Source organism: Streptomyces sp. NPDC005492 (genome assembly GCF_040605995.1).
GTDB lineage: Bacteria > Actinomycetota > Actinomycetes > Streptomycetales > Streptomycetaceae > Streptomyces.
The window spans coordinates 1-24,856 of sequence record NZ_JBEXDX010000056.1; the positions used below are offsets into that span (position 1 = coordinate 1).

Sequence of the window (24,856 nt, forward strand, 5' to 3'; positions counted from 1 at the left end):
AAACAGCTCCCACAACTCATCCGAGACCAGATGCTCAGCAAGACTCGTCATACCAACACAACGACTCTCCTCGCCAAAAGAAACGACGTCTAAGCGAGCGATCCCGCAAGGTCGACGAACGGGATGGGGCTCACGCACTCTCGGCGCGGACGCCAGACCTGTCGCGGCCGGGCTCGACGGCCGCGACCCCGTGCGGGCGGGACCCCGCCGGTCAACTCGGCGAACTTCGTGTGGACCTCGCCGAGTTGACCGACCGCACTCTCCCGCGGCACGGCGACAGCGCGGCCATGGCGAGCTTGCCGCACCGAACCTCCCGCACCGACCCTCCCGCACCGAACCGTTCTCCCGCGCATCGGACCGTCACAGCGAGAACACAGACATGAACCAGGACCCCAGGTGACAGGTGCTTGACAAAGACTTCTTCAAGCCACGGGACACCCGTACTCGCCCGTGGTCGGGTCACCTGCAACGGCTGTATGAACTGCCCCCGTGGGAGGACTCCGTGTCAGCACCAACCCGTAAGAGACGATGGCTCACGATCTGCGCCATCACCACGTCCGCCGCTCTCGTCGCGATACCCGCGGGAGCCGCGTCCGGACGCAGCGGCAGCCCCTTCGGGGCCCGCGCGCTCACACAAGTCGCCCAGGAACGCGAGCAGTCGGTGGGTGCGCTCAGCCCCAAGGCCGCAGGAGAAGACGGTGACGACGGCAACGAGGCCGACGAGATAGCCGAGGGCGCGGACCAGTACGCCGAGGCCCGCACCTCGCCCGGCATCGTCGCACCCGGCGCATACGGCGCCGCCTGGACCAGTCTCACCAAACTGCCTTCCACCGGCGGTAGTTGGAAGAACGTCACCAACCTGCCGTACAACTCCGACGACCCGCGTTACCGCGACATCGACTCCAACTCCAGCGGCGGCTCGGGCAATGTCACCGGCCGGATGGCCGCGATGGCCGCCGATGGCGACGGGTACGTGTACGCGGGGAGCGCGGGCGGCGGCGTGTGGCGGTCCAGGGCCGGCGGCGGGCACTGGCAGCCCATCAGCGACAAGCTCCCCTCCCAGTCCACCGGCGCGCTGGCGCTGGACGGCGGCGGCCGACTGTGGCTGGGCACCGGCGAGGCGACGACCAACGCGGACGCCTACCTCGGCAGCGGCGTCTACGTCCTGTCCGACCCGCACCACGGCACGTTCTCCGCCCGCAGCCGGGTCGGCGGCGACGAGCTGGAGTCCACCACCATCCACGAGCTCCGCTTCGGCGGCGGCAAGGTGTGGGCGGCGACCAGCGAGGGTGTGTGGAGCCACTCCACGAAGACGCTCAAGGGCGCGTGGAAGCTGGAGTTCGCGCCCAACCCCGACTATCTGCCGGGCGGTTCACTCGCGAACGACGACTCGGCCGCGTACAAGAACATCGCCAACGACATCGCGATCGACCCCAAGGACCCGAGCAAGGTCGTGCTCGCGGTCGGCTGGCGCAGCGGTGACGACTACAACGGCTTCTACACCAAGGGCGCGGACGGCACCTGGACGCGGATCACCAGCGGCCTGGGCGACCTGCCCGCCGACCCGGACAACGTCGGCAACGTCACCTTCGCCCGCTCCGCCGACGGTTCGCGCTACTACGCCATCGACCAGTCCCCGGAACAGCTCAACACCAACCCGGACAGCGGCCTCGAGGGCATCTACGTCTCCAAGTCCGGTTCCCCGACCGGGCCTTGGACGAAGATCGCCGACTACCAGGGGCTGGCCGCGGACGGTTCGGCGCTCACCTCCAGCGGCTACATGCCCGGCGTGCAGGCTTGGTACAACCAGTTCCTGACCGTCGACCCGGCCAACGCCGAGCACGTCTACGCCGGACTCGAGGAGGTCTACGAGACCAAGGACGGCGGCAGCACCTGGTCGACCGTAGGCCCGTACTGGAACTTCTCCTTCCCCTGCTGGAACATCGACCCGGCCAAGCAGACCGGCGACTGCAGCCCGACCACCCACTCCGACCAGCACGGCGTCGCGATCGGCAGCTACCACGGCAAGAGCTTCGTCTACGTCGGCAACGACGGCGGCGTCTACAAGCGCCCGCTCAACGGCGCCCAGGACTCCTCCGGCCACGCCACCGACTGGGCCTCCCTCAACGACGGCACCATCGACACCCTCCAGTACTACTCGGTGGGCGTCGGCAAGGACCTGACCTACGGTGGCGTCTCCGTCACCGGCGGCCTCCAGGACAACGGCCAGTCCATCCTGCGCAGCAACGACAAGGTCATGGGCTCCAACTTCGGCGGCGACGGCGGCGACACCCTCACCGACCCCGCCAACGGCTGCAACATCGCCGAGGAGTACGTCTACCTCGCGATCCAGGTGACCCAGAACTGCGCTGTGAACGACGGCAGTTGGATCACCGACCCGAGCAAGGCCACGTCGTACAACGTCGCCCCCGCCGACAACGCCACCGGCGAGGCCCGCTTCATCGCCCCGCTCGCGACCGACGCGAAGAACAGCTCGACCTGGATCGCCGGCGGCCGCCACATCTGGGTGCAGACCCACGGCTACGCCATCCGCAGCGGTTCGGAGTGGACCAGCGTCTACGACCTCGGTGCCGGCCGCACCGCGACCGCCGTCGCTGCCTCGGGCGGCAAGGTGTACGCGGCCTGGTGCGGCCCCTGCAACAACCAGGGCTTCGCCCGCGGCATCTCCGTCGGCAACGCGGACGGCACCGGCTGGCACGACATCACCCTCCCGGCCACCGGCGCGGACGGCACCGTACCCAACCGCTACCTCGCGGGCTTCGCCGTCGACCCCAGGAACGCCGACCACGTCTACCTCGCGGTCAACGGCTTCTCCCGGCACTGGACCGAGGGCCCCGGCGCCGGCGTCGGCCACGTCTTCGAGTCCACCGACGGCGGCACCACCTGGAAGGACATCTCGAAGAACCTCCCCGACGTGCCGACGAACTCCGCGGTCGTCACGCCGAACGGCGGCCTCGCCGTCGCCACCGACCTCGGCGTCGTCTACCGCGCGCCGGGCCGTACGACCTGGGAGCGCGTCGGGAACCTCCCGGCGGTCGCCGTGCTCCAGCTCAAACTGAGCCCGGACGGCAGCACGCTGTACGCGGCCACGCACGGCCGCGGTATCTACACGATCAGGGTGCGCGACTGCCACTGAGGCAGCGCCGACGCAGGGGTGGCCCCGGCCGGGTCACCCCTGCGTCGGGTACGGGACCACGCTCACGTGCAGGGTGAACGCCGGGCGCGCCGCTCCCGCCACGTCCGGCGTCTTCGCCGTCACACTCACATCGGCCGCACCCGGCCGTACGGTCGCGCACCGCAGGGTGGTGTGGGCGGTGCCGTCCGAGTCCACGCGCCAACCGGAGAGCAGCACGAAAGCGGGCGCCGAACTGTGCGCGGCCGCCCACCGCTTGTCGTCTACGCGGGGCCGTAGAACCAGGGAGACCACTGTCCCGGGCCGCACGCACAGATGCCGCTCGACCGCGTCACCGGGGGAGACGGTGACGTCGGTGTGGCCCGCGGCGCAGCCCGCGGGTGACGCGGAGGCGGTGGGGGACGACGACGGACCGCCCCCGGTCGCACTCCCAGACGCGGCGCCCGACGAGCCCGCGGACGCGCTTGCGGACGTACCGGCCGACGGCTCGGACGAGCGACTCCCGGACGCGCCTACCCCGCCCCCGTCCCCCGACGAGCCGCACGCGGCCAGCACAGCCACCCCGGCGACCACGCCCCACCCGGCCCACCACCGCATCAGCGCCTCCCGGCCCGAACCCACACGTACGACTACCAGCATGCCGACTCCGGCTGGAACTGTCGTGGACACCGTCCGGCTCGGGTCGTCATCCATGGCAAAGCCTTGCACCTGGCATTCGAAAGACCCGGTCGGCGAATCAGGCGGTTGTGTCGACGGGAGCTGCAGGGGCACGAGGAAAGCTGGGCGGTGTGTCGACCAGGACGGGAGGTTCGGGCCTTGTTCGAGGGCTTTGAGACCAGGCGGGTTCAGGTCGGTGAAGCATCGATTCTCGTCCGCTACGGCGGGGAAGGGCCGCCGCTGGTGCTGCTGCACGGCCACCCCCGGACATCCGCGACCTGGCATCGCGTCGCCCCGCTCCTCGTCCGACACGGTTTCACCGTGGTCTGTCCCGATCTCCGCGGGTACGGCCGGTCCACCGGTCCCGCGCCTACCGCGGACCACGCGGGATACTCCAAGCGGGCCGTCGCCGGTGACGTGGTCGAGGTGATGCGCTCCCTCGGCCATGCCCGGTTCGCACTCGCCGGGCACGACCGTGGGGGCAGTGTCGCGCTGCGTCTTGCGCTCGATCATCCCGAGGTGGTCTCGCGGGTGGCGCTGATCGACTGCCTGCCCCTCACCGAGCACCTGTCCCGCATCACGACCGAGTTCGCCACGCAGTGGTGGCACTGGTTCTTCTTCGCCCAACCGGATATTCCCGAACGGGTCATCAACGCCGACCCGGATGGCTGGTACCACGGTGATCCCCAGAGCATGGGGCAGGAGAACCACGACGAGTGGCGCGCGGCCACGAGAAACCCCGACGTGGTGCGGGCGATGCTGGAGGACTACCGGGCGGGCCTCACCGTCGACCGGCGGCACGAGGAGGACGACCGCGCGGCCGGAGTACGGATCCGGTGCCCGGCGCTGATCCTCTGGTCGCTCCGGGACGACCTGGAGGACCTGTACGGGGACCCGGTGAAGATCTGGCGGCATTGGGCACCGGACGTGCGCGGCCACGGCATCGACTCCGGCCATCACATGGCCGAAGAGGCTCCACAGGCGCTCGCATCCTCCTTGGCGGACTTCTTCGCCGGATGACCTGAGTGAGAAACCTCCGAGCCGCCTCCCGCAGAACAACCAAGGTCCGTGGGCCGGCGTCGTCTCAGGCGAAGTCTGCTGCGGTGATGCCGTCGGGATGGCCGGACGGCCATTCCACCAGCTCGATGCGGTAGCCGTCCGGGTCAGTGAGCCATGAGGTCTTGGGGCCGTGAGGGCCACCCGGGTACTGAAGGGGTTCTGGCCTCAGGCCGGCTTCGGCCAGCGTCTGCAGGGCGGGGGCGAGCTTCTCCACCTGGATCGCGAGGTGGTCGAAACCGCTGCCCACGTCGACCGGTTCGGCGCCGGGGCGGTGGACCAGTTCGAGTGAGGCCGCCTGTTCCTCGGGGAACTTGAGGATCACGAGGCGAGCCCCGTCGCCGGCGTCGACCCTGCCCAGTTCGGCGTAGCCCAGGGCAGTGTAGAAACCGAGCGAGCGGTCCAGCTCGGTGACCCGGTAGGAGACGAAGAGGGTCTTCACGCGACCTCCTCGGCTCGGAGCACCCGGTAGCGGAGGTGCGTGACGTCCCGGTCCTCCAGCCGTCGGACGAGTTCGAGTTCGATGTGATCGCTGCCCAGGTGGTCGAACAGCCGTCGGCCGTCCCCGAGGAGGACCGGAACCAGGTGGATCTCCATCTCGTCCACCTGCCCGGCTCGCAGAAGTGCTTGGGCCGCTCCCGCTCCGTGGACCATGACCGGACGGTCCCCTGCGGCTGCCCGAGCCTGACGGGCGCAGTCCTCGGCGGCGGTGACGAAACGCGCGTGCCCAGGAGGAACGTCCCCGTCATCCACCCGGTGAGTGAGTACGAAGATCGGTACGCCGTCGTGGTGATCGCCCTGCCAGCGCCCGGCGAGTTCGAAGGTCCGGCGGCCGGAGATCACCGCGCCGGTCGCCAGCGCCTCGCGGTAGACCTGGCCGCTGGGACCGTCGGACTCCCGGTCGTCGAGCCAGTTGAAGAGCCGTCCACCGTCGCGCCCGAGCTCCTGCCCCGGGCGGTCGTCCGGGCCGGCGATATAACCGTCGAGCGACATCGACATGTACAGCCGGATCGGATTGTTCATCGTGGCCTCCAACTCTCCTCCGTGACAACGGAATTCGGGCATTTCCTCCTCCCCTGACGGGGCGGGAGGTCACAAGGAAGACTGCAAGCGACGCGCAAACTCATCGGCCCGGCGCGTCGGCTTGCGGCTTCTGCTGCGGCAGCCCGGCGCATCGGCTGTTGGGCAGACGCTCCCGGTCAGGCTCGCATGTGCGGTGTGTCGACGAGGCGATCACCGGCAGCAGCGTGCCGGTCTGCGTGACGTGTTGGAGGACGGGTGAGACCTCCATACTTTGCAGGCCGGCCAGGGATCCCATGCGGTCCGTGGTGAATTCGAAGAGTTCGTCGAGGTCTCGGCAGTGTGCGACGGCATGGAAGTTGCAGGGGCCGGACACGGCTGCGGCGAACGCGATCTCGGGTTGCTGCGCATCGTCGGGGCCTCGGTCACGCGATGGCGGCCTAATTCCTCGAAAGGGGCTGGGACGTCATCGGCACGGTCCGCGACACCGTTGCCCGAACGCCCTTGCACGATCTCGCCACCCGAGTCGACGGGCGGGTCACCGTCGAGCATCTCGACATCGACAAGCCCGACGACCTGGCTCTCCTGCACGAGCGTCTCGCGCATGAGCGGACACCGATCGGCGCGGTACCGACGGCCGATTTCGTCGAGGTGATGATCACCAACGCTCTCCGTCCCCGGCGCGTCATGGAAGCGCTCGAAGACCTGGTGTCCCCCACCGGACTCATCGGAGCGATGCCGCCCGGGCAGGGCAGCATCGCGAACAACACGACCGCGGGCCGCGAGGTCTACCGGGGAAGCAAAGCGGCCTTGAACATGTTCATGCGCAGTTTCGCGGTGCGGCAGGCCGGGACGCAGCGCGCCTTCGTCCTCCTGGCGCCGGGCTGGATCCGCACCGCACTCGGAGGGCCGGAGGCGCCGTTCACCATCGAGGAGAGCGTCCCGCTGCTGGTGGACGTCCTGCTGTCCAGGCTGGGCACGCCCGGTCTGGCGTATCTGGACCGCTCGGGGCAGAGCGTCCCCTGGTGAGCCCACGGGACACGGCGAGGGGATCGCGCCCTCCTGCCGCGCTGCTGCACGCGTCACTCCCGACCTGCACGGACACGTCAACGGACACGATCTGCACGCTGCCGTGTCCGTGGGGCGGGGTCAGAACTGTTTCTCACCGCCGTCGACGTAGAGGGTGGTGCCGAACATGAAGCTGCTGTCCGCGGAGGCGAGGAAGGCCACGGCTGCGGCGACCTCTTCCGGGCGTCCCATCCGACCGATCGGTACCCCGGTCGCGAGGTCCGCCTTGGCGGCGGCCGCGTTCTCCGCGCCGACGGCGGCGTCGATTCCCGGAGTGTCGACCGCGCCCGGCGCGACGGTGTTGACCCGGATGCCCCTGCCCTTCAGCTCGTTGGCCAGTGTCCGCGCGAGGGACCGGACCGCGGCCTTCGACGCCGAGTACAGGCCGAAGGTCTCCCAGCCGTCGTCGGCGCGGACGGAGTCGTTCACGATCACCGAGGCGCCGTCGTTGAGCAGCGGCAGCGCCTTCTGCAGGGTGAGCAGCGTGCCCCGGACGTTGACGCCGAAGATCTGATCGAACTCTTCCTCGGTGGCCTGCGCCAGCGGTGCGAACGTGGCCACGCCCGCGTTGGCGAACAGCACGTCCAGGCCCCGGCCGCGGTCCCGGATCGCGTCGTACAGCCGGTCCAGGTCGGCCGGTTCCGCTATGTCGCCCGGCACCGCGGTGACCGCGGAACCGATCGACTCGACGGCGCTGTCGAGTGCGTCCTTGCGTCGGCCGGTGATGAACACATGCGCGCCATCGGACGCCAGCCGCGCGGCGGTGGCCAGGCCGATTCCGGTGCCGCCGCCGGTGACGAGGGCGGTCTTGCCTTCCAGTTGTCCCATCGCGTGCACTCCCGAAAATTAGATACCGATCGGTGCAGAAGTAGACCGTAGCACTTCTGCACCGATCGGTATCGAGGGCGTAGGGTGGGACTGTGGAGATCACCGGGAAAGCGCCGATCGGCCGGCCGAGAGGCTTTGATGCCGACGACGCCCTGGAGCGGGCGATGCTGGTCTTCTGGAGACAGGGATACGAAGGCGCCAGCCTGGCCGATCTGACCGCCGCGATGGGCATCACCCGCAAGAGCATGTACGCGGCCTTCGGTAACAAGGAGGAGCTGTTCCGCAAGGCCCTGGAGCGCTACACCGAAGGCCCCGCCTCCTACGCGGACCGCGCGCTGGAGCAGCCGAGCGCGCGGGAGGTGGCGACGGCCTTCCTCGCCGGCTCGGTCAGGACGACGACCCGGCCCGGCGGCCCCGCCGGGTGCCTGGGCGTGCAGGGCTCACTGGCCGCCGGCGAGGCCGGGCGGGTCGCGCAGGACACCCTGATCGCCTGGCGCGACGAGGGCCGCGCCCGGCTCCGCGACCGGTTTCGGCGGGCTGCCGACGAGGGTGATCTGCCCCCGGACGCGGACCCGGAACTGCTCGCCCGATACGTCATGACGGTGTCCACCGGCATCGCCGTCCAGGCCGCAGGCGGCGCCACCCGCTCCGAACTCCAGCAGGTGGCCGATGCGGCGCTGCGGAACTGGCCACCCGTCTGACGGTCGGCGCCTGCGGGCGAGCGCGGCCTCCCGGACCGCCACGACTGCGTGGTCGCCTACGAGGACATCCGCGGCTGCATGAGATGCGTACGACCCGGAACGGCGTCGGCACGAGAAGACTCGCCGACTTGGTGGGCAGAAGGCTTCCTTGGTGGGCTGAGAACAACTGCGGACAGGTGCTCCCGATGCTCCCCCTCCCTCCAGCCGGGTTCGGAATCCGCGGTGCGACCGTCGGAGTGGTGTGCAGCCGCCCTCGCGGGGTGGCAAGCCTGCCGCGGAGCTGAGCCGTCCATGATTTCGATCATGCAGGATCCATGCGATTACGCCCTGGTCCATCCAGTCCGCGCCGACCCGCTTCATGAGGACCCACGCGAGCCGTCACAGGGACGGGCTGGTGAACTCCGTGATCCGGTCGAGGAGTTGGGTGAATTCGGCGCGGCGTTGGTGGGGCCGAAGGCGGTGCACGGCGGAGGTCCGACTCTTGTCGGCGCGGGCGGAGTGGAGGGTCGGGTAGGCGTCGAGGAGGGCGTGCCAGTGGGGGAGCGCGGGTTCGAGGTGGCCGAGGCGTAGGTGGGTTTCGGCGAGGCGGGCGCGGGTGAGGGCTGCGGGGAGCCGCTCGGCGGGTACCCGCAGGCGCAGGGCGGTCGTGAGTGCGGCAAGGCCCGTGTTGCGGTCACCGAGGGTGGCGAGGGCCTGGGCGCGCTGGTAATGCAGGGCTGCGGCCGGGTAGTTGCTGAGTCCCGGTTCGGTGGTGGTCCCGGTCGTGGAACCGTTCGGCGCGGGCGAGGGCGGCGACAGCGACGTTGCGGTCGTGGTGGGCGGTTACGACGGCGAGATGGACATGGGTGTAGGCGCGGACGGCAGGGGAGGCGTGCCGGGCGCGTTGGTCAGCCTGTTCGGCGAGGTTGAGGACTGCGGGGGGTGTGGTGGCCGGGGTCGTGGGCGTGGGTGGCCATGGTGCGCAGGGCGATGACGAGGGTGCCCCGATCGCCGATGTCGGCGGCGAGGCGGGCTGCGATCTGGTGGGAGTGCTGTGCCGCGGCGTGGTGGTTGCTGTCGGCGCACATCGAGCCCAGCAGTAGAGCGAGTAGGGAGGTGGCCGACCGCAGGCCCCGGCTGACGTCCGCGCGGGCCGGACGGTGCAGGAGGGGGATGACCTCGTGGGCCAGGTACGCCGCCAGAGCGGCGCGGACATGGTGGCCGCCTTGGCGGTCACAACTGCGCACCATGACCGCGGTGTTCGCCACCAGCGCCTTCCAGGTCGCGTGGTTGGGCGCGGTGTTCGGCCCGCGGTGTGGCTTCGGCCGGGCCGCTGGGGCCGGGCGCTCTCCTTGGTCGGGCACGGCGGCCATGGCGGTGAGGGGGAACAGGCCGTCGCCGAGCAGGGTGCGGTGTGGGGGATCGAGTGCGGTGCGGGTGAGGTGGGTGAGTTTGGGCATGGGGTCGGCCTGCCAGGCAGGGTCCACTACGACGGCGGGGGCTTGGGTGAGGCCGGCCTCGTGCGCGGTGATGGGCCTGTCCAGGCGGCGGGAGAGGCAATCCAGCAGAAGGGCGGGAGCAGGCGGCCTCAGCCGGGTGCCCGCCAACCAGCGCCTCACGGTGGTGTGATGGATGGTCAGACGTGGGCCGTTTTCGGCGGCGACGCCCCTCAGCGCGGCGGCGAGCTGGGTCGGGCCCGAGCCGGCCGCCTCGAATAGGACTTGCAGCCGCGTGTTGGGGGTGCGCGGCATGGCTGCCTCCCGTGCAGGAGTAGGGGGCGCTCCGAGGAGACTCTGAAGCCGTGGTCGGGTGGGTCCGTGCCCTGTCGCGGTCTGCGCAGCGGCTGAAGTCACGACCGCGCGCATGAGACGTGTCGGGGACAGGCAGAACTTCCGTCGTAGGCCCCGGAAGCGGCGGGGCAAGTGCGCCCGCAGAGCGCACATTCAGCAGATGGTGCGCTCTGCGCCACGTCTGCTGCCCCGCCCGGTGTCCTGACTGGACGACAGGTGCTGACCATCCCTGGGCCGTGGCGCGTAGGTCTGGGCCGGCCCGACAGCGTCCGGGCACTGGCCGGGCCGCTTGCCCGGCAGGATCGGCTCCAGCACCATCCGCCGGCCGGTCGGCAGACCGTCTCCCGGGCACGGCAACGCCCCGGTCCTCTACGCGGACAAGACTTCAGCGTTTAAGAAAGGATCTTGCACGGCGGGTTCCCCCTGCGCTCCTGCCCTGTCGACTGTGTGATGCGTGCGTTCTTCCGCTGTGGTAGGGCAGTTGAGCCGAGCAGTCCGGGCAGAAGGAAGCGTGTGCGGGGTGGGGGTGCGAGCAGTCGGTTCCGACCTCGCGCACGGCGCGCACCCGCGTGAAACCGCGCGCACGGGTGGGTGCCCGACCGACAGGAGGGCGTCCGCAGAGGGCACGGGGTGTCTGCTTCGATCACAGGCCGGCCGCAGCGGCTCACATCACCCCACCCGTACCCAGGAGTTCGGGGGCGTTGTGCTGGGCGTCCCGGGCAGGGCTCTGGACAGGGAGTCCTGGCGCGTGGACGATCACGTTCATGACACCCGAGGATGCGATCGTTGTCACTGCCGACCGGATCGCGGCGTTGCTGGGGGCGGGGGCCGACCCGCAGACGCCGTTGCGGGGCGCGGAGTGGACGGTGGGGGAGGCGGCGGCGCATCTCGCGCTGGCGGGGCGGTTGATGGCGGACATCGGGGCGGGTGAGGAGCGTCCCTACGGCGACGGGACGCCGGGCGGTCTCGCGGCGGCCAACAGCGTGTCCCTGGCCGCCTTCGCCGAGCGGGATCCGGCGGTTCTCGGTGCTGAGATCGCGGATCGGGCCCGGGCCTTTGTCGCGGCCGCGGCCGGCCGCAGTGCGCGGGAGGCTGTGCTGACGCCGATGGGACCGATGGATGTGGCGACCCTGAGTTCGTACCTGCTCACGCATCTGCTCGGGCACGGCTACGACATCGCGGTCGCGCTGGGCGGCCGCCACATGGTCGAGCGGGACGTGGTCGCGTTCACGCTGCCGTTCCTGCGGCTGGCCATGCCGCGTGTCGTGAACGCCAACGCGGTCAGCCACGATGCGTGTTATGCGGTGCGGACCGGCCGTGAGCGCTTCGCCGTCACCTTCGCGGACGGCGTGCCCGCGGTCACCGACACCCCGCCCAGGCGGCCCGATTGCACGATCGCCATCGAACCCGTCGCCTTCCTCCTCCTCGCCCTGGGCCGCTGGACCGCCCCCACCGTCATGGCCCGCGCGAAGGTGGTCGTGTGGGGGCGCAGACCGTGGCTGGGCCCGCGCTTCCCGGCGCTCTTCACGGCGCCGTGACGGGTTGCGGCTGATGTCGACCGGATGGTGACCTTGTCTGTCCGGCGCCGACGGAGCGCATGGCCTCGGTGTCGGCCTGATCTCCGTTGAGACGCGGTGGTATTGAGCCAGTAGGCGATCGTCGGCAAAGTGAACGGCCCCTGGGCCGCGGGTATGCGGCACCCGGTGCCGCTCACGCGGGTCGTATCGATGTGCAGGCGGATCGCGGCAGTTGGTCGACGGCCTGCTGCCACGCGGCCCGCACGGCTGTGCGGGCGTGTGCCGTGGCTTCGGTGATGTCTCCGGTGAGGTGGAGGGGTTCGCCGAGGTGGACGTGGAGGTCGGGGCGGCGCAGGGGCGCGCTGGCGACGCCGGCGAGTTGTTTGAGCCGGCTGCCGGAGACGATCCGGCGGGCTCCGGCGTGTCCGAGCGGGACGACGGGTGCGCCGGTGGCGAGGGCGAGGCGGGCCAGGCCGGTGCGGAAGGTGCCGGGTGCACGGTCCGCCGAGTCCTTGCGGCGGGGGAGTCGGCCTTCGGGGTAGATCACCACGACCCGGTCGGCGGCGAGTGCCTGGGCCGCCAGATCCAGTGCCGCCGCCGCGCTGTGGCTGCCCCGGTGGACCGGTATGTGGCCCTCGCGGGTGAGGCGGCGGCCGAGGAATGGCATCTTCCACAGGCCGGCGGTGGCGAGGACGACGGGTTCGGTGCCCAGCTGGTGCAGTGCGGCCAGGACGAGTGCGGGGTCGGCCAGGGCGGTGTGGTTGGGCGCGACGATGCTGCCGGGCGCGATGGTGCGGGTCATCGCGGTGGTCACGGTGAGGCGGCCGAGGAGGGGGACGACGGTGCGGGCGAGGGTGGTGAGCACGTGCGCTGCTGGCTCCCTGGTCTGGCGGGTGCGGCCCGGTCTGTGTTCCGGTCCGTATCGTCGCGTGAGTGGGTGGTAGCGGGCATGAGTGCGCGTACTCACGTTCGCGTGGGTGGTGGGCGGGGGGCTGTCCCCGTGACCGGTGACGCTGAACGGGGCCGGTCGGGCGTGGACCGGCGCTCGCCCGCTCCAGGCCACCAACGCGGCCTGGACGAGGAGGAGTTCGGCCATGGTGGAAACAGCGGGAGAGAACACACACTCACCTTGCTCAAGATCCGTGCCAGAGCCTGAAACTCACTGACAGGTGTTGCTGCCCCGTCATCGCCATCGGTCGCCCCGGTGATCCGCGTACTGCCTGGCGTCGCTCGGGTTGTGCGCGGATCATGGCGCATCGGCGCTCACGCCTTCTGTGTCACGGGGCCCCGAGACGGTTGATCTCCGGGCTGTGCAGGACCGACGGACCGGTGCCGTGGAGACCCACGACGGCGATCATCGCGCGTCCGAGGTGTTCGGTGGTGGTCGTGTGCCCGGGGGCGAGTCGGTGCAGCAGGGGGTAGAGCCACGAGGTGAGCTGGTAGGCGAGGCGATAGGAGGCCGTCCTGGAGGTGGCGCCGTGACGGGGTTGGATGTAGGCGGGCCGGAACATGTAGGCGTGGATAGGCATCGCCAATAGCTCGTTCTCCGTGCGGCCTTTGACCCGTGCCCACATGGAACGGCCAGACTCGGTGCTGTCGGTCCCTTCCCCGGACACGTAGGTGAAGGTCAGCGTGGGGTTGCCGGCGCTGACGGCGCGGGCGGCGGCCAGTGTGCAGTCGTGGGTGACGCGGGTGTAGGTCTCCTCGTCGTGGCCGGAGGAGGAGATTCCCAGGCAGAAGAAGCAGGCGTCCAGCCCCTCCAGTTCGCCCTGGACCGCGGTGAAGTCGCTGAAGTCCGTGTGCACGATCTCCCGGACTTTCGGATGGCCGGTGTTCAGGGATGTGCGTACGACGAGCAGGATCTCGTCGATGCTCTGGTCCTGGAGACAGGCGCGCAGCACGCCCTGTCCCACCATTCCGGACGCTCCGAAGATGGCCACGCGCACAGGTGCTCCTAGTGGGGTGGGGCGGCGGTCGGGGGTGCCGTACGGGTGAGCGTACCGACGAGGGGAGCCGGCATCGTCTCCTGGAGGTACGTGCTCCCGGGCCCTCCCTCGACCGGCCGTTTAGCGGCAGGAACCGCGTGGTTGGGGTGGTTGGCGTGCGGGTGGCGCATGTGTGCGGGGGTTACTTGGCCTGGAAGCCGCCGTCGATGTTGAGGATCGCGCCGGCGACGAAGGAGGATTCCTCGGACAGGAGCCAGTGGATGCCGGCGGCGATTTCCTGGGGGCGGCCCATGCGACCGATGGGATGCATGGCGGTGATGGTGTCCTCGTCGTACTGGCCGAGCGCGATGGCCTTGGCGATGATGTCGGTCTTGATCGCGCCGGGAGCGACGGCGTTCACGCGTACGCCCTGGGAGGAGTACTCCAGTCCCGCGGTCTTGGTGAGGCCGACGACCGCGTGCTTGGTGGCCGCGTAGGGGCCGCTCCAGGGGATGCCGTTGAGGCCGGCGATGGAGGCCAGGTTGACGATGGAGCCGCCGTTGCCGCCGACGAGCATTTCCTGGATCTCGCGCTGCAGGCACAGGAACAGGCCCATGACGTTGGTGGAGAGCATCTCCTGGAACTTCACCGGGTCGGCGTCGGCGATGGCGGCCGTCTCGTGGGCCAGGCCGGCGTTGTTGACCGCGAGGTCGAGGCGGCCGTGGTCGGCCAGGACCGAGTCGAACAGGGCCTTGATGCTTCCGGGCGAGTCCATGTCCGCGACCGTGAACGAGGCGCTTCCGCCGTCCTCGGTCAGCTCCTCGACGGCCTGCGCGCCGACGTCCGCGCGGCGTCCGCTCAGGACGACGTGTACGCCGTCGGCGACCAGGAGCCGGGCGGTTTCCCTGCCGATGCCCGTCGCTCCGCCGGTGATGACCGCGACCTTCTTGTCACTGATGTTGCTGCTCATGATGGGGGGTCTCCTTGAGGAATCCGTTGATGGATGTACCGCCTCGGCCCCTTAACGGACCGGCGGTCTCTTGCAATGAACGTAAGATACCGCCGGTCTGATGTCAACAGACCAGTGGTCTGTAGAATGGGGTGATGGCAACCTTTCAACGTGCCCGCAGTGATGAGCAGCGGGAGATCCGGCGGCGGGCGATCCTGGAGACGGCGGCCGCGATGCTCGACGAGATGCCGGTGGCCGAGGTGAGTCTCAACGAGCTGAGCCGGCGGGTCGGGCTGGCCAAGTCGAACGTGCTGCGCTATTTCGAGTCCCGCGAGGCGATCCTGCTGGAACTGCTGGACAGTGCCTGGAAGCAGTGGACGGCCGACCTGCCCGACCGGCTCGCCGCCGGTATCGACCCCGCTGACCCGGCGGGCCGGCGCGGCGACGCGTTCGCGGCCGTGTTCGCCCACTCCCTCGCCGAGCACCGGGTGCTGTGCGACCTGCTCAGTGCGCAGGCGGGTGTCCTGGAGCACAACGTGTCCGCGCAGGTCGCCGCCCGGTACAAGAAGGCGGCCCTCGCCAACACCGCCGCGCTGGCCGAGCTGGCGCGCCAGTACCTGCCGGAGCTGGGCGAGGGGGCCGGGCAGCTCGGCGGCCAGGTCTACATGGCGGCGGGCGCCGTGTGGACCCACGCCCGGCCCTCCCCGGGCATGCTCGCCGCCTACGAGGGGGACCCGTCCCTCGCCGTCCTGCGCATGGACTTCACCTCCTCGCTGCAGGAGATGGTGGCCACCCTCATCGCCGGCACCCTCGCCCGTACGGCATAGGTGACCGCCGGGGTCCCCCGGGAGGCGTTGACGGCGTCCTGGTCCACGGCGATCACGTCACGGTTCGTCGGCAGCCTGAGGTCGGTGGGGCCGAGCGTGGTCAGGTCCGTGCCGAGCGGGAGCGGAGAGGAGGTCGGCGACTACAGGCTCAGCTGGGTCTGCCGCCGGGCTGCAGCATCGTGAGAAGCCGGCCGCGGCCGGGAAACTGAACACGGTGGATGGTCCCTGATCACAAACCCAGTCGAGGGGGTATGGGCGCACGTCAAACGGAGCCTGGTCAACCTCGCCGTCGTCTCTCCAACGTCGCCCTGAGGGGCGGAAGTCAGCCCGCAGGCGTCATCAGCGCATGGCGGTGCCACCCCTGTATCTCGTAGAACTCGTAACAGGATCATCGGTGTTGAGCCCCGGACGCAGCGCTGGGCTCCCGCCATGGAGATCATCAAGGGCGCGGGTGTGTGGGTGCACCCCGGCGAAGCGGGCAATGACTGGGTCGAGCAGTTGCGGACGTCGGACTTGTCGGTAGGGACGTACTGCATCCCGGCCGGCGGGCGTGATCCGCAGAGCCCGCATTCCGAGGACGAGATCTATGTCGTCACCGCCGGGGGCGCCAAGATCGCAGCACCGGGCCGGACGGAGGATGTTGGTCCTGGAGCGGTGATCTTCGTGCCGGCGGGTGAGGAGCATCGATTCACAGAAGTGGTCGAGGACCTGGTGCTTCTCGTGGTGTTCGGACCCGCGTTCGGCTCGCGCGCGCCCCGGTCTTAGTGATCAAAGGGTGGCTTTCCTCAGTCGCCGCCAGCAGATCAGGCTGCAGGCCAACGAGAGGAAGGCGTCGTGGGGTTCGGAGCGTCGTTCCCAGCGCACGGCCAGGCGTCTGAACTGGTGGAGCAGGGCGAAGATCTGCTCCACGACGTAGCGGAGCTCGCCCAGGCCCTTGGTGTTCGGGGCTTCCTTGCGGGAGATCACCGGCATGATCCGGCGACGCCGCAGCTCACGGCGCACGGCCCGGGAGGCGTACGTCTTGTCACCCAGGAGAGAGTCGGGCGCCGGCGAGGTCGGCCGGGCCGTCCGGTGACGGGCGGGATGCCGTCGACGAGGTCGAGGGTCTGGGTGATGTCGTTGACGTTGGCGGCGGTCGTGATGACGTGGAGCGGGGGACCGCGTGCGTCGCAGATCAGGTGGTGTCGCTGCCCGTCGTCCGCCGGTCGACCGGCGATGGACCGGTCGCAACTCCCCCTTTTCCGGGCGGACGTGGGAACCGTCCACGCACGCGCGGGTGCAGTCGAGTTCGCCAGCCGCGTGCAGTTCCGAGCGCAGGGTGCAGTGCAGTTGCTCGAAGGCACCGGCCTTCTGCCGGCGGTCCCGGTGGCGTCAGCAGGTGTGTCCGGAACCGGACCCCAGCTCCGGGGGCAGGAGCTGCCAGGCAAGGTCTTGGTGCAGGACGTACAGGATGCCCGGCAGACGCGGCTGGTCCGGTACCGGTTTCGGCCCTGGCGACCGCTCGGGCCGGGGCGGCAGTAGCGGTTCAATCCGTCCCCACAAGTCATCGTCCACGATCCACGGCCGAGTCATCACCCAACGCGAACGGCCGAATCATCACATCGGTTCACGCCCGACCAAGACACCACAGCAAGATCCTGTTACGAGCTCGTAGCGTTGTCATATGATCGACGATCTCCATGTGGTCCTCGCCCGCCTCGACGCGTGGCTGGAGGCCAACGCGCCCGCGGATCGCGCCGCCCTCAACCCACCCGCCGCGCGGGACGACATCGACGCCATCGCCGACCGCCGGTTCCCTCTGCACCCCGATCTGGTGATGTGGCTGGGACATCACGACGGGGTCACCGTCACGAAGGGCCATGGCGGGCCCGGCGTGATCCTTCCCGGAGGGTTCATCCTGTGTGGCGCCGAGGGAATGCGTGCCGGTCAACGAACGATGGAAGAAGCGATCGCAGAATGGGTCGACGAAAACGAGTCGGAGGACCCCAGCCTGCGGGACATCTACGACGGGGTGTACGGCTACGCCTTCCATGTGCGATGGGTCCCGCTCGCCACGGACATCACCGGGGGCAAGCTCATCCTCGATCACCGTGGTGGAGACAGGTTCGGAAACGTGCTCTACGGTCTACACGCCGGCGACACGGAGGGGCCAGTGAAGGTGTGGGACAGCCTGTCGCACATGTTCCAGGACCTCCTCGTCGCCTTGACCGAAGGGACGGAGATTCGCCTGCCCGGCTGTGCCGATCCGGCGACACCACACCTGTCCGGCACCGGCAACGATGCCTTCGTGAGGTGGGAGTAGGACAGGGCGGCGTCCGCAGCAGGACGCATCGGACGCCGCCTTGACGAGCGGGTCACGAATTTGTCAGCAACGGCTCCGGCCTTCGAGGAGTTGGGGCGTGACTCATGGGCCACCCAGGTGATCAACCTGCCTGCAACGGTGGTGTCGACCACGACCGATTTCGACCTCGAACTGCTCCAAAGCCGGACACTCGACGGCAACATCCAAGAACTCAGTTCCAAAGGTCCCGGCGGGGTTGGGAGTTGGGGGAGTCCGCACAGGCGTGGACCGCTGTCAGCGGCGCATGCCCTCCGCGGCCTGCAGTTGGGAGGAGGCGTTGATCCTTCGACAGGGCAGCTGCAGCCCAAGCGCGCGATTCCAGGCCCCACTGGTCGTCGTTCCCAAGAGTCCTTGATGGGCGGTGTCATTTCAGGGGTCAACAAGATCGACTTCAGTGGATGTGTCGGGAGACCAATTCCCTTCCCCTGTTGCCTGGTTGCTGTGCCGAAGCATCGGTCGGGCGCCGCTCGGGGGCCGACGGGGTCGGACCCTGTTCAACGGAGGTGGACCAGGATCCGGCCGGCGTTGGTCGGATCCGTCTCCACACGGGTGTAGAGCTTCTTGAGGTGCTTTTGCGCCAGGACCGCCAGCACCCGCTTCTTCAGCTGGCCCGTCCCCTTGCCCGGGATGATCTGGACGGTGTCGACCCCGGTGGCGGCGGCCTTGAAGAGGGTCTGTCGCAGAGCGGTGTCGATGGCGCGATCGCTGCGGAAGACGGGGTGCAGATCCAGGGTCAGCAGGGCCATCGCCTCCGATGAACTCGGGGCCCGGCCGGCGCCGGACCCCGTGGGGTTCGTCGTACCGTCGCAGCGTATGCGATCCTCTGGGCCCCGTCCCCTCCGTGGTTTCGTACGTCGCTGTGCTCTTCGAGCCGGTGCGGTCAACTGCTGCGCGGCGGCAGTTGGACGATGCGGCGCTGTGGTCGTCGATTGACAGGGCACCGGCCGTGGCTGGTAGACCGAATGCCCAGCCCATGAACCGGCTGATCGAACCGGACGACGTCGCGGGTGCCGCGGTGTGGCTGGCCGGGCGCGACGCCGTGCAGGTCACCGGCACCACGCTGTGGTTGACGGTGGGTTCGTCGCGAAGTGAACGACGCGAAGTGAGTCGTAGGAAGTGAGTTACGGGAGTGAGACGGGCAGCGGCGATTCGTGGGTTCCCGCCGTGCCCGGCAGCCGTCAGGCGGGCGTTGCGCCGGCCAGGAGACCGTATTGTGCTGGGTGACCGCGGCTACGACGACGACAAGTACCGCCGCCTCGTCCGGACCCTCGGTGTGAAGCTGGTGATCGCTCGACGTGGCGCCGAGAACGGCCCGGACTTGGCACCCGATGCTGGGCGGTAGATGGTGCATGCGCTCACCCGTACTGGTTCCGCCCTCTGCGGATCCGCCCGGGAAATCCGCGACGACATCCGCGAAGCCTTCCTGACTCGTGGATGCGCCGTCATCTGCGAGCGGCGACTTGTCTCCCTACCCTGAGAGCATCGGAACCCAGTCCGGCCCGCTGCTCATCTCCATCGGTCCACCGCGGGCTGTGTCCCAGAACGTTGACCGAGACACTGTTGTCAGATTCCCGGCGACGAGTATCTGACGCCGAAGCGGAAGCGGCGCTGCCGTCCGGGTTCCAAAGACAGGGCGGCGGCGTGTTCCGGGCGGTTGAAGGCGTCGGTCGTCGCCTCGACGGGTTCCAGCGCGATGGAGGCGCGGCGGTCGCGGGCCAGGGTGTCTCCGGTGAAGACGTGCATGTATCCGCCGTACTGCCACACCCGCAGTTCGCTGCCGGTCGCCGGGTCGCTCAGTACGGTTTCGGTCCGGCCGTCGGTGCCGGGGGTCAGGTCCGTGTAGCAGGCGTCGATGACGGTGTCGCCCAGTTGTCTCGGTGAGCGGAAGTCGAGGCTGGGGCACCGGTCGAGCGGTAGGCGGGCGTCCTTGCCGCGGAGTGGGATGAGGGATGCGTCGGTGGAGATCAGGGTGTGGGCGGGGACGTGCAGGGTCAGGTCGTCGATGGGGCGGGACAGGGTGAAGTAGGGATGCCAGCCCGCCGCGTAGGGGGCGGTGGTGTCGCCTACGTTCGTCGCGCGGATCTCGATGCGCAACTCGCGGTCGCTGACGGTGTACTCCACCTCCAGGTCGACAGTGAAGGGGTAGCCGGGGTAGCGGCCCGGTCTGATGTTCGTGCTGCGGAGCAGCAGTCGCGCGGAGTCGGCTGCCGTGGTGGCGTCGGCGAGTTCGAACGGTGCCTGGCGGGCGAAGCCGTGGTAGATCAAGCGGTCCGTGTGGCGGTCGGGCAGCAGATCGTGGTCTTGTCCGTCCCAGGTGTAATGGCCGTCGGCGATGCGGTTGGGGAACGGGGCCAGCAGGCCGGCCCGTACGCCGTCCTGCGCCAGCAACTCCTTTTCGTCCCGGTAGCCGTCCGTCAGCTCCGCGAGCCCGACCTGCCAGCTCAGCAGCGTCGCCCCGCGCAGAGCTAGGACGGCGCGCGCGGAGCCGTCCGGTGCGGAGACGACAAGGGTGGGTTCGCCGCCGAGACGGTCCTCGGCGATCCGGTACTCGGCGGTCATTCCCCTTGCGTTCCCTTCAGCTCGCTTCGGGGGCGAGCTTCTTCGCGCCCGTCATGATGGCCACCGCGTCCTCCATGGAGTGCGACTGCGGGGTGATGACACCCGCGCAGCCGCCGAGTCGCTGGATGTGGATGCGGTCGGCGACCTCGAACACGTTGGGCATGTTGTGGCTGATGAGGATGATGCCGAGGCCCTGGTCGCGGAGGTCTCGGACGAGTTTGAGGACCTGGCCGGTCTCGCGGACGCCGAGGGCGGCGGTGGGTTCGTCGAGGATCACCACGCGGCCGCCGAAGGCCGCGGTGCGGGCGACGGCGACGGACTGGCGCTGGCCGCCGGAGAGCGTCTCCACGGCCTGGCTGATGTTCTGCAGGGTGCCGATGCCGAGCCGCTTCATGTGGTCGGCGGCCTGCTTCTTCATCTCGCCGGTGTCCAGCATGCGGAAGACCGAGCCGAGGATGCCCTTGCGGCGGATCTCGCGGGCGAGGAAGAGGTTGCTGGCGATGTCCAGTGCGGGGGCGACGGCGAGGGTCTGGTAGACGGTTTCGATGCCGGCCTCGCGGGCGTCCTGGGGGCGCTTGAAGTTCACCTCCTTGCCGTCGACGAGGATGCTGCCCTGGTCGGGGACGAGGGCCCCGGACAGGCACTTGATCAGGGTGGACTTGCCGGCACCGTTGTCGCCGATGACGGCGAGGACCTCGCCGGGGGACAGGGTGAGGCTGACGTCGTTCAGGCCGACGACCCTGCCGAAGACCTTGACCAGGCCCTTGGCTTCGAGGACGGGGGCGGTGGCGGTGTCGGTCGTCACGACTTCACACTCCGGATCCACTGGTCGACGGAGACAGCCGCGATCACCAGGATGCCGACTGCGAGGACTTGGTAGTTGGGGTCGATGCCGGCCAGCGCGAGGCCGTTGACGAAGACCTGGACGATCAGCGCGCCGATCAGCGAGCCGAAGACCACTCCGCGGCCGCCGAACAGGCTGGTGCCGCCGATCACGACGGCGGTGATGGACTGCAGGTTGGCGTTGAGGCCGCTGTTGGGGTCGCCGCCGCCGACGCGGCCGACCAGGATCCAGGCGCCTACGGCGATGGCGAAACCGCCCACCATGTAGGCGCTGAGCAGGACCCGGTTGACGGAGATGCCGGCGAGGCGCGCGGCCTCGGCGTCGTCGCCGACCGCGTAGAGGTGGCGTCCCCAGGCGGTGTAGCGCAGGGCGTAGCCGACCACCGCGTACAGGGCGATCATGAGGAGGACGCCGTAGGTCAGGTTCAACTGCCCGAGGGAGACGGTCTGGCCGCTCCACAGGAGGATGTTGCCCGGCTGGAGGGAGACGGTCTGGCCCTTGGCGTAGATGAGGGTGATCGCGGTGAAGACGCTGAGGGTGCCGAGGGTGACGATGAACGGCGGCAGCTTGATCTTGGTGACCAGGAACCCGTTGACGGCCTGGGCGGCTATCGCGACGACCGCCCCGGCCAGCAGGGCGAACACGCCGGGCCAGCCGTTGTCCGCGACGAGCTTCGACATGAGCAGCGAGGAGAGCACCATCACCGCGCCGATCGACAGGTCGATGCCGGCGGTGAGGATGATGACCGTCTGCCCGACGGCGAGCGAACCGATGACGGCCACCTGCTGGGCGACCAGCGACAGGTTCTGCAACGCGTAGAAGCGTTCGTTCACCAGGGAGAACACCACGGCGGCGAGCACCAGGACGATGGCCGGGCTGAGCGCCGGCTGACGGTGCAGCACCGAGTGGATGCGCTGGCTTACGGTGGCGGGCCGGTTGAGGAAATCCTCCGCCGGTGCCGATGTGGCTTGACTGTCCACGTGAGTGGTCACAGGGGTCCTTCCGGTCTCTTCCCTGGTACGGGCTCATGGGCTCGTGCGGTGCGGGTGCGACGCCGGTGCCGTGACGGCTTCCGGCGTCGCACCCGGCGCGGTGTCAGCTTCCCCAGCAGGCGGAGGCGGCCTGGGACGGGGACTGCACGGTCTGGCCGTCCAGGGACTTGGCGGCGACGAGGGCGGTGCCGGTGTCGTAGAAGGTCTTGCCGTTGGTCACGCTGGGCTTGCTGCCGCCGCGGGCCAGCTTGGCGATGGAGCTGACGCCGAGGGCGGCCATCTTGCCCGGGTACTGCACGGCGTCGGCGGCGAACTTGCCGCTGGTGACGTTCTTCAGGCCGGAGCAACTGCCGTCGATCGCGTAGATCGCGACGTTCTTCTCCTTGCCGGCCGCCTTGAGCGCGTTGTACGCGCCTTCGCCCGCGGGCTCGTTGATCGCGTAGACGACGTTGATGTCCGGGTTCGCCGAGAGGCAGTTCTCCATCGCGGTGCGGCCGCCGTCGATGGCGCCCTGGGTGGGCTGGTGGCAGGCGACGGTGTAGGTGCCACCCTTGCCGCCGGTGTACTTGCCGCTCTTGGCTTCCTTGCCGTTCTCGGTCTTGCTGCCCGGGTCGATGCCCATGCCCTCCAGGAAGCCGTGGTCGCGGTCGATGTCGACGGAGACCACCTGGTTGTTGAACAGGTCGAGCATGGCGATGACGGCCGGCTTGCCGTTCAGGGCGGCCGCGGCGTACTGGCCGTCGAGCTTCCCCGCCTGCTCGTTGTCGGTGGCGTAGGTGATGTCCGCGACGCTCGCCGGGTTCGGCGCCGTGTCCAGTGCGATCACGAAGAGGCCGGCCTGCTTGGCGCGGCCGAGGGCGGCGTTCACCGCGTCGCCGTTGGTGGTGATCAGGATGCCCTTGTCGCCACGCGATATGGCGTTGTCGATGGCCGTGATCTGGGTCTGGGTGTCGCCGTCGGTGGTGCCCGCCGCCACCGTGAGGCCCACGTTGTCCTTGGCCGCCTGGGTCTTGGCGTCCTTCTCCATGCTCACGAAGTACGGGTTGGTGAGCGTCTTCAGGATCAGCGAGACACCCACCTTGCCACTGCCGCCCGAGGCGGAGGAGGAGCTTCCGTTGGAGGAACCGCAGGCTGCCAGCGTGGCGCCGAGGCACACGGTGATGCCGATCGCCGCCGCCCGACTACGCCGACTGCTGCGGCCCGACCCCTGGCTGATGGAGGTGTTCATAGCGTGATCCCTTTCGGAGCCGTCCCTTGGCCGACGCTGAGACAACGTTGACTTGCCGGGATACTGGGCCCGTATGGACGGGGACGTCAAGGGGCTGATAGACATGCGTCCGCAACGAGTAGGTAACGCGCAGCCGGTTGGAGACAACGATGACTCAGGGCGAGCCGCCGCCCCGGTCGACCCGCAGCCGCCCCACCATGCGTGAGGTGGCCGCGCTGGCCGGCGTGGCGATCAAGACGGTCTCGCGGGTGGTCAACGGCGTTCCGACCGTCGATCCGGCGATCGTGGCCAGGGTCCGCGAGGCAGCGGACAAACTGGGGTATCGGCCGAACTTGACCGCCAGCAGTCTGCGTCGGGGGGATGGTCGTACCGCCACGATCGGGATGCTGGTGGAGGACGCGGCGAACCCCTTCTCGGCCGCCCTGACCCGCACCGTCGAGAACGTGGCCCGGCAGCGCGGTGTCCTGGTGCTCGTCGGCAGCCTCGACGAAGACCCCGCCAGGGAGCGGGAGTTGGCCCGGGCACTCATCGACCGGCGGGTCGACGGGCTCGTGATCGTCCCTGCGGGACGCGACCAGAGCTACCTGATCAGCGAGCAGCACTCCGGCACCTGCATGGTTTTCGTCGACCGGGAAGCGGGCCTGCTCGACGCGGACGCCGTCGTCTCCGACAACCGGCAGGGCGCCGTCACCGCCGTCAACCATCTACTGACGACGGGTCACCGCCGCATCGCCTATCTCGGCGACCGGGCGACCATCCCCACCGCCGCCCAGCGCTTCGACGGCTACCGGCACGCCCTGGAAGTCGCGCACATCGAGTACGACGACGAGATCGCCCGGCACACGGGATCCAGCGAGGAGGCCGCCATCGCCGCCACCGAGCAGCTCCTGGCGCTGCCGAACCCGCCCACCGCGCTGTTCACCAGCCAGAACCTCGTCACCATAGGAGCCGTTCGCGCACTGCGTGCCCTGGGCCGGCAGCACACCGTCGCCCACGTGGGCTTCGACGACTTCCCCCTGGCCGACATCCTCAGCCCGGGGATCACGGTCCTCGCCCAGGACGTCGAGCAGATGGGCCAGACCGCTGCCGAGATGCTCTTCCGCAGACTGGACGGCGACGAGTCATCCGCCCGCACCGTCACCGTGCCGACCCGGCTGATCGAGCGGGGCTCCGGCGAGATCCCGGCCGGTGGCCTTGGCCATGACTGAATCGACGTCGACGACGGGACAGCTCCCGGGCGTGACCGTGATCGGCGAAGCCCGCATCGATATGGTCTGGCCGGTACGCCCGGCGACCACCGCGCCCTCATAGCGCGGCTGGCCGACAACGCCTTCGGCCGGATCCTGGGAGCCCACGCCACAGCCGAGGGCATCGACCTGACCTACGCCCCGGCCGCCACCGAACCCACCACGCTGGCCGTC

Annotated in this window: 24 protein-coding genes and 2 pseudogenes; 11 read left to right on the plus strand and 15 right to left on the minus strand. The window is 69.5% G+C overall.

Annotated elements, in window-relative coordinates; all coding sequences use genetic code 11:
* The first annotated feature begins 502 nt into the window (after positions 1-502).
* On the plus strand, positions 503-3,157 hold the full coding sequence (locus tag ABZT04_RS40555; protein WP_356064199.1) for a glycosyl hydrolase: 2,655 nt from the start codon (positions 503-505) through the stop codon (positions 3,155-3,157).
* A gap of 33 nt (positions 3,158-3,190) precedes the next feature.
* Here the strand turns inward: ABZT04_RS40555 and ABZT04_RS40560 are convergent, their stop codons facing one another.
* The gene (locus tag ABZT04_RS40560; protein ID WP_356064200.1) at positions 3,191-3,793 is read right to left on the minus strand and encodes a hypothetical protein; all 603 of its coding nucleotides are present in this window, start codon (positions 3,791-3,793) and stop codon (positions 3,191-3,193) included.
* Positions 3,794-3,970: 177 nt separating this feature from the next.
* Here ABZT04_RS40560 and ABZT04_RS40565 point away from each other — a divergent pair, with 177 nt between their 5' ends.
* Positions 3,971-4,831 carry an alpha/beta hydrolase gene (locus tag ABZT04_RS40565; RefSeq protein WP_356064202.1) on the plus strand — a complete coding sequence of 287 codons (861 nt, stop codon included), beginning with the start codon at positions 3,971-3,973 and terminating at the stop codon, positions 4,829-4,831.
* Between the two features lie 64 nt (positions 4,832-4,895).
* On the opposite strand, the gene ABZT04_RS40570 is transcribed toward ABZT04_RS40565, so the two are convergent.
* From ABZT04_RS40570 to ABZT04_RS40580, 3 genes are all read right to left on the minus strand, one after another.
* Positions 4,896-5,309, minus strand: coding sequence for a VOC family protein (locus ABZT04_RS40570; protein ID WP_356064204.1), 414 nt, complete (start codon positions 5,307-5,309; stop codon positions 4,896-4,898).
* Positions 5,306-5,890, minus strand: a complete 585-nt coding sequence (locus tag ABZT04_RS40575) for a dihydrofolate reductase family protein (RefSeq protein WP_356064207.1) — start codon at positions 5,888-5,890, stop codon at positions 5,306-5,308. Before ABZT04_RS40575 ends, ABZT04_RS40570 begins: the two co-directional genes overlap by 4 nt.
* Positions 5,891-5,990: 100 nt before the next feature.
* Complete coding sequence (locus tag ABZT04_RS40580; RefSeq protein WP_356064209.1) at positions 5,991-6,263, minus strand: hypothetical protein; 273 nt, start codon at positions 6,261-6,263, stop codon at positions 5,991-5,993.
* 92 nt (positions 6,264-6,355) lie between these two features.
* On the opposite strand from ABZT04_RS40580, the gene ABZT04_RS40585 reads away from it, so the two are divergent.
* The gene (locus ABZT04_RS40585) at positions 6,356-6,916 is read left to right on the plus strand and encodes a 3-oxoacyl-ACP reductase (protein WP_356064304.1); all 561 of its coding nucleotides are present in this window, start codon (positions 6,356-6,358) and stop codon (positions 6,914-6,916) included.
* A 120-nt stretch (positions 6,917-7,036) separates the two neighbouring features.
* Here ABZT04_RS40585 and ABZT04_RS40590 read toward each other — a convergent pair whose 3' ends face one another.
* Entirely contained in the window at positions 7,037-7,783 is a 747-nt protein-coding gene (locus ABZT04_RS40590) for an SDR family oxidoreductase (RefSeq protein ID WP_356064211.1), read from the minus strand.
* 92 nt (positions 7,784-7,875) lie between these two features.
* Between ABZT04_RS40590 and ABZT04_RS40595 the strand changes: the two genes are divergently transcribed.
* Entirely contained in the window at positions 7,876-8,484 is a 609-nt protein-coding gene (locus tag ABZT04_RS40595; protein WP_356064214.1) for a TetR/AcrR family transcriptional regulator, read from the plus strand.
* A gap of 887 nt (positions 8,485-9,371) precedes the next feature.
* Here ABZT04_RS40595 and ABZT04_RS40600 read toward each other — a convergent pair.
* Positions 9,372-10,214 (minus strand): hypothetical protein, encoded by an 843-nt coding sequence (locus tag ABZT04_RS40600; protein ID WP_356064217.1) that lies wholly within the window; start codon positions 10,212-10,214, stop codon positions 9,372-9,374.
* A gap of 803 nt (positions 10,215-11,017) precedes the next feature.
* On the opposite strand from ABZT04_RS40600, the gene ABZT04_RS40605 reads away from it, so the two are divergent.
* Positions 11,018-11,791, plus strand: a complete 774-nt coding sequence (locus ABZT04_RS40605; RefSeq protein ID WP_356064219.1) for a maleylpyruvate isomerase family mycothiol-dependent enzyme — start codon at positions 11,018-11,020, stop codon at positions 11,789-11,791.
* Positions 11,792-11,963: 172 nt separating this feature from the next.
* Here ABZT04_RS40605 and ABZT04_RS40610 read toward each other — a convergent pair whose 3' ends face one another.
* The 3 genes from ABZT04_RS40610 to ABZT04_RS40620 form a co-directional block, all read right to left on the minus strand.
* Positions 11,964-12,635, minus strand: a complete 672-nt coding sequence (locus ABZT04_RS40610) for a lysophospholipid acyltransferase family protein (RefSeq protein ID WP_356064222.1) — start codon at positions 12,633-12,635, stop codon at positions 11,964-11,966.
* A 412-nt stretch (positions 12,636-13,047) separates the two neighbouring features.
* Positions 13,048-13,710: an epimerase gene (locus ABZT04_RS40615; RefSeq protein ID WP_356064224.1), complete on the minus strand. Its 663-nt coding sequence runs from the start codon at positions 13,708-13,710 to the stop codon at positions 13,048-13,050.
* A gap of 187 nt (positions 13,711-13,897) precedes the next feature.
* Entirely contained in the window at positions 13,898-14,665 is a 768-nt protein-coding gene (locus ABZT04_RS40620; protein WP_356064226.1) for an SDR family oxidoreductase, read from the minus strand.
* A gap of 134 nt (positions 14,666-14,799) precedes the next feature.
* On the opposite strand from ABZT04_RS40620, the gene ABZT04_RS40625 reads away from it, so the two are divergent.
* Complete coding sequence (locus tag ABZT04_RS40625) at positions 14,800-15,471, plus strand: TetR/AcrR family transcriptional regulator (protein WP_356064228.1); 672 nt, start codon at positions 14,800-14,802, stop codon at positions 15,469-15,471.
* 429 nt (positions 15,472-15,900) lie between these two features.
* A complete protein-coding gene (locus ABZT04_RS40630; protein ID WP_356064230.1) occupies positions 15,901-16,236 on the plus strand; it encodes a cupin domain-containing protein in 336 nt (111 codons plus the stop codon).
* A 3-nt stretch (positions 16,237-16,239) separates the two neighbouring features.
* Here ABZT04_RS40630 and ABZT04_RS40635 read toward each other — a convergent pair.
* Positions 16,240-17,043: pseudogene (locus ABZT04_RS40635) on the minus strand (IS5 family transposase).
* A gap of 91 nt (positions 17,044-17,134) precedes the next feature.
* On the opposite strand from ABZT04_RS40635, the gene ABZT04_RS40640 reads away from it, so the two are divergent.
* Positions 17,135-17,773 (plus strand): SMI1/KNR4 family protein, encoded by a 639-nt coding sequence (locus tag ABZT04_RS40640; RefSeq protein WP_356064232.1) that lies wholly within the window; start codon positions 17,135-17,137, stop codon positions 17,771-17,773.
* Positions 17,774-18,306: 533 nt separating this feature from the next.
* On the opposite strand, the gene ABZT04_RS40645 is transcribed toward ABZT04_RS40640, so the two are convergent.
* On the minus strand, positions 18,307-18,558 hold the full coding sequence (locus ABZT04_RS40645; protein ID WP_355924021.1) for a Smr/MutS family protein: 252 nt from the start codon (positions 18,556-18,558) through the stop codon (positions 18,307-18,309).
* A 218-nt stretch (positions 18,559-18,776) separates the two neighbouring features.
* Between ABZT04_RS40645 and ABZT04_RS40650 the strand changes: the two are divergent.
* Together ABZT04_RS40650 and ABZT04_RS40655 are read left to right on the plus strand one after the other, a co-directional pair.
* Positions 18,777-18,904 (plus strand): annotated as a pseudogene (locus ABZT04_RS40650) (SDR family oxidoreductase); the annotation flags it as partial.
* A 121-nt stretch (positions 18,905-19,025) separates the two neighbouring features.
* Entirely contained in the window at positions 19,026-19,154 is a 129-nt protein-coding gene (locus ABZT04_RS40655) for a hypothetical protein (RefSeq protein ID WP_356064234.1), read from the plus strand.
* Positions 19,155-19,375: 221 nt separating this feature from the next.
* Here ABZT04_RS40655 and ABZT04_RS40660 read toward each other — a convergent pair whose 3' ends face one another.
* The 4 genes from ABZT04_RS40660 to ABZT04_RS40675 all read right to left on the minus strand — a co-directional run bounded on the left by ABZT04_RS40660 (position 19,376) and on the right by ABZT04_RS40675 (position 23,435).
* Positions 19,376-20,371 carry an aldose 1-epimerase gene (locus tag ABZT04_RS40660; RefSeq protein ID WP_356064236.1) on the minus strand — a complete coding sequence of 332 codons (996 nt, stop codon included), beginning with the start codon at positions 20,369-20,371 and terminating at the stop codon, positions 19,376-19,378.
* Positions 20,372-20,387: 16 nt separating this feature from the next.
* Complete coding sequence (locus ABZT04_RS40665; protein ID WP_356064239.1) at positions 20,388-21,176, minus strand: ATP-binding cassette domain-containing protein; 789 nt, start codon at positions 21,174-21,176, stop codon at positions 20,388-20,390.
* Positions 21,173-22,207 (minus strand): ABC transporter permease, encoded by a 1,035-nt coding sequence (locus tag ABZT04_RS40670; RefSeq protein ID WP_356064242.1) that lies wholly within the window; start codon positions 22,205-22,207, stop codon positions 21,173-21,175. Before ABZT04_RS40670 ends, ABZT04_RS40665 begins: the two co-directional genes overlap by 4 nt.
* 103 nt (positions 22,208-22,310) lie before the next feature.
* A complete protein-coding gene (locus ABZT04_RS40675; RefSeq protein ID WP_356064245.1) occupies positions 22,311-23,435 on the minus strand; it encodes a substrate-binding domain-containing protein in 1,125 nt (374 codons plus the stop codon).
* Between the two features lie 149 nt (positions 23,436-23,584).
* Between ABZT04_RS40675 and ABZT04_RS40680 the strand changes: the two genes are divergently transcribed.
* A complete protein-coding gene (locus ABZT04_RS40680; RefSeq protein ID WP_356064248.1) occupies positions 23,585-24,643 on the plus strand; it encodes a LacI family DNA-binding transcriptional regulator in 1,059 nt (352 codons plus the stop codon).
* Positions 24,644-24,856: the final 213 nt, after the last annotated feature.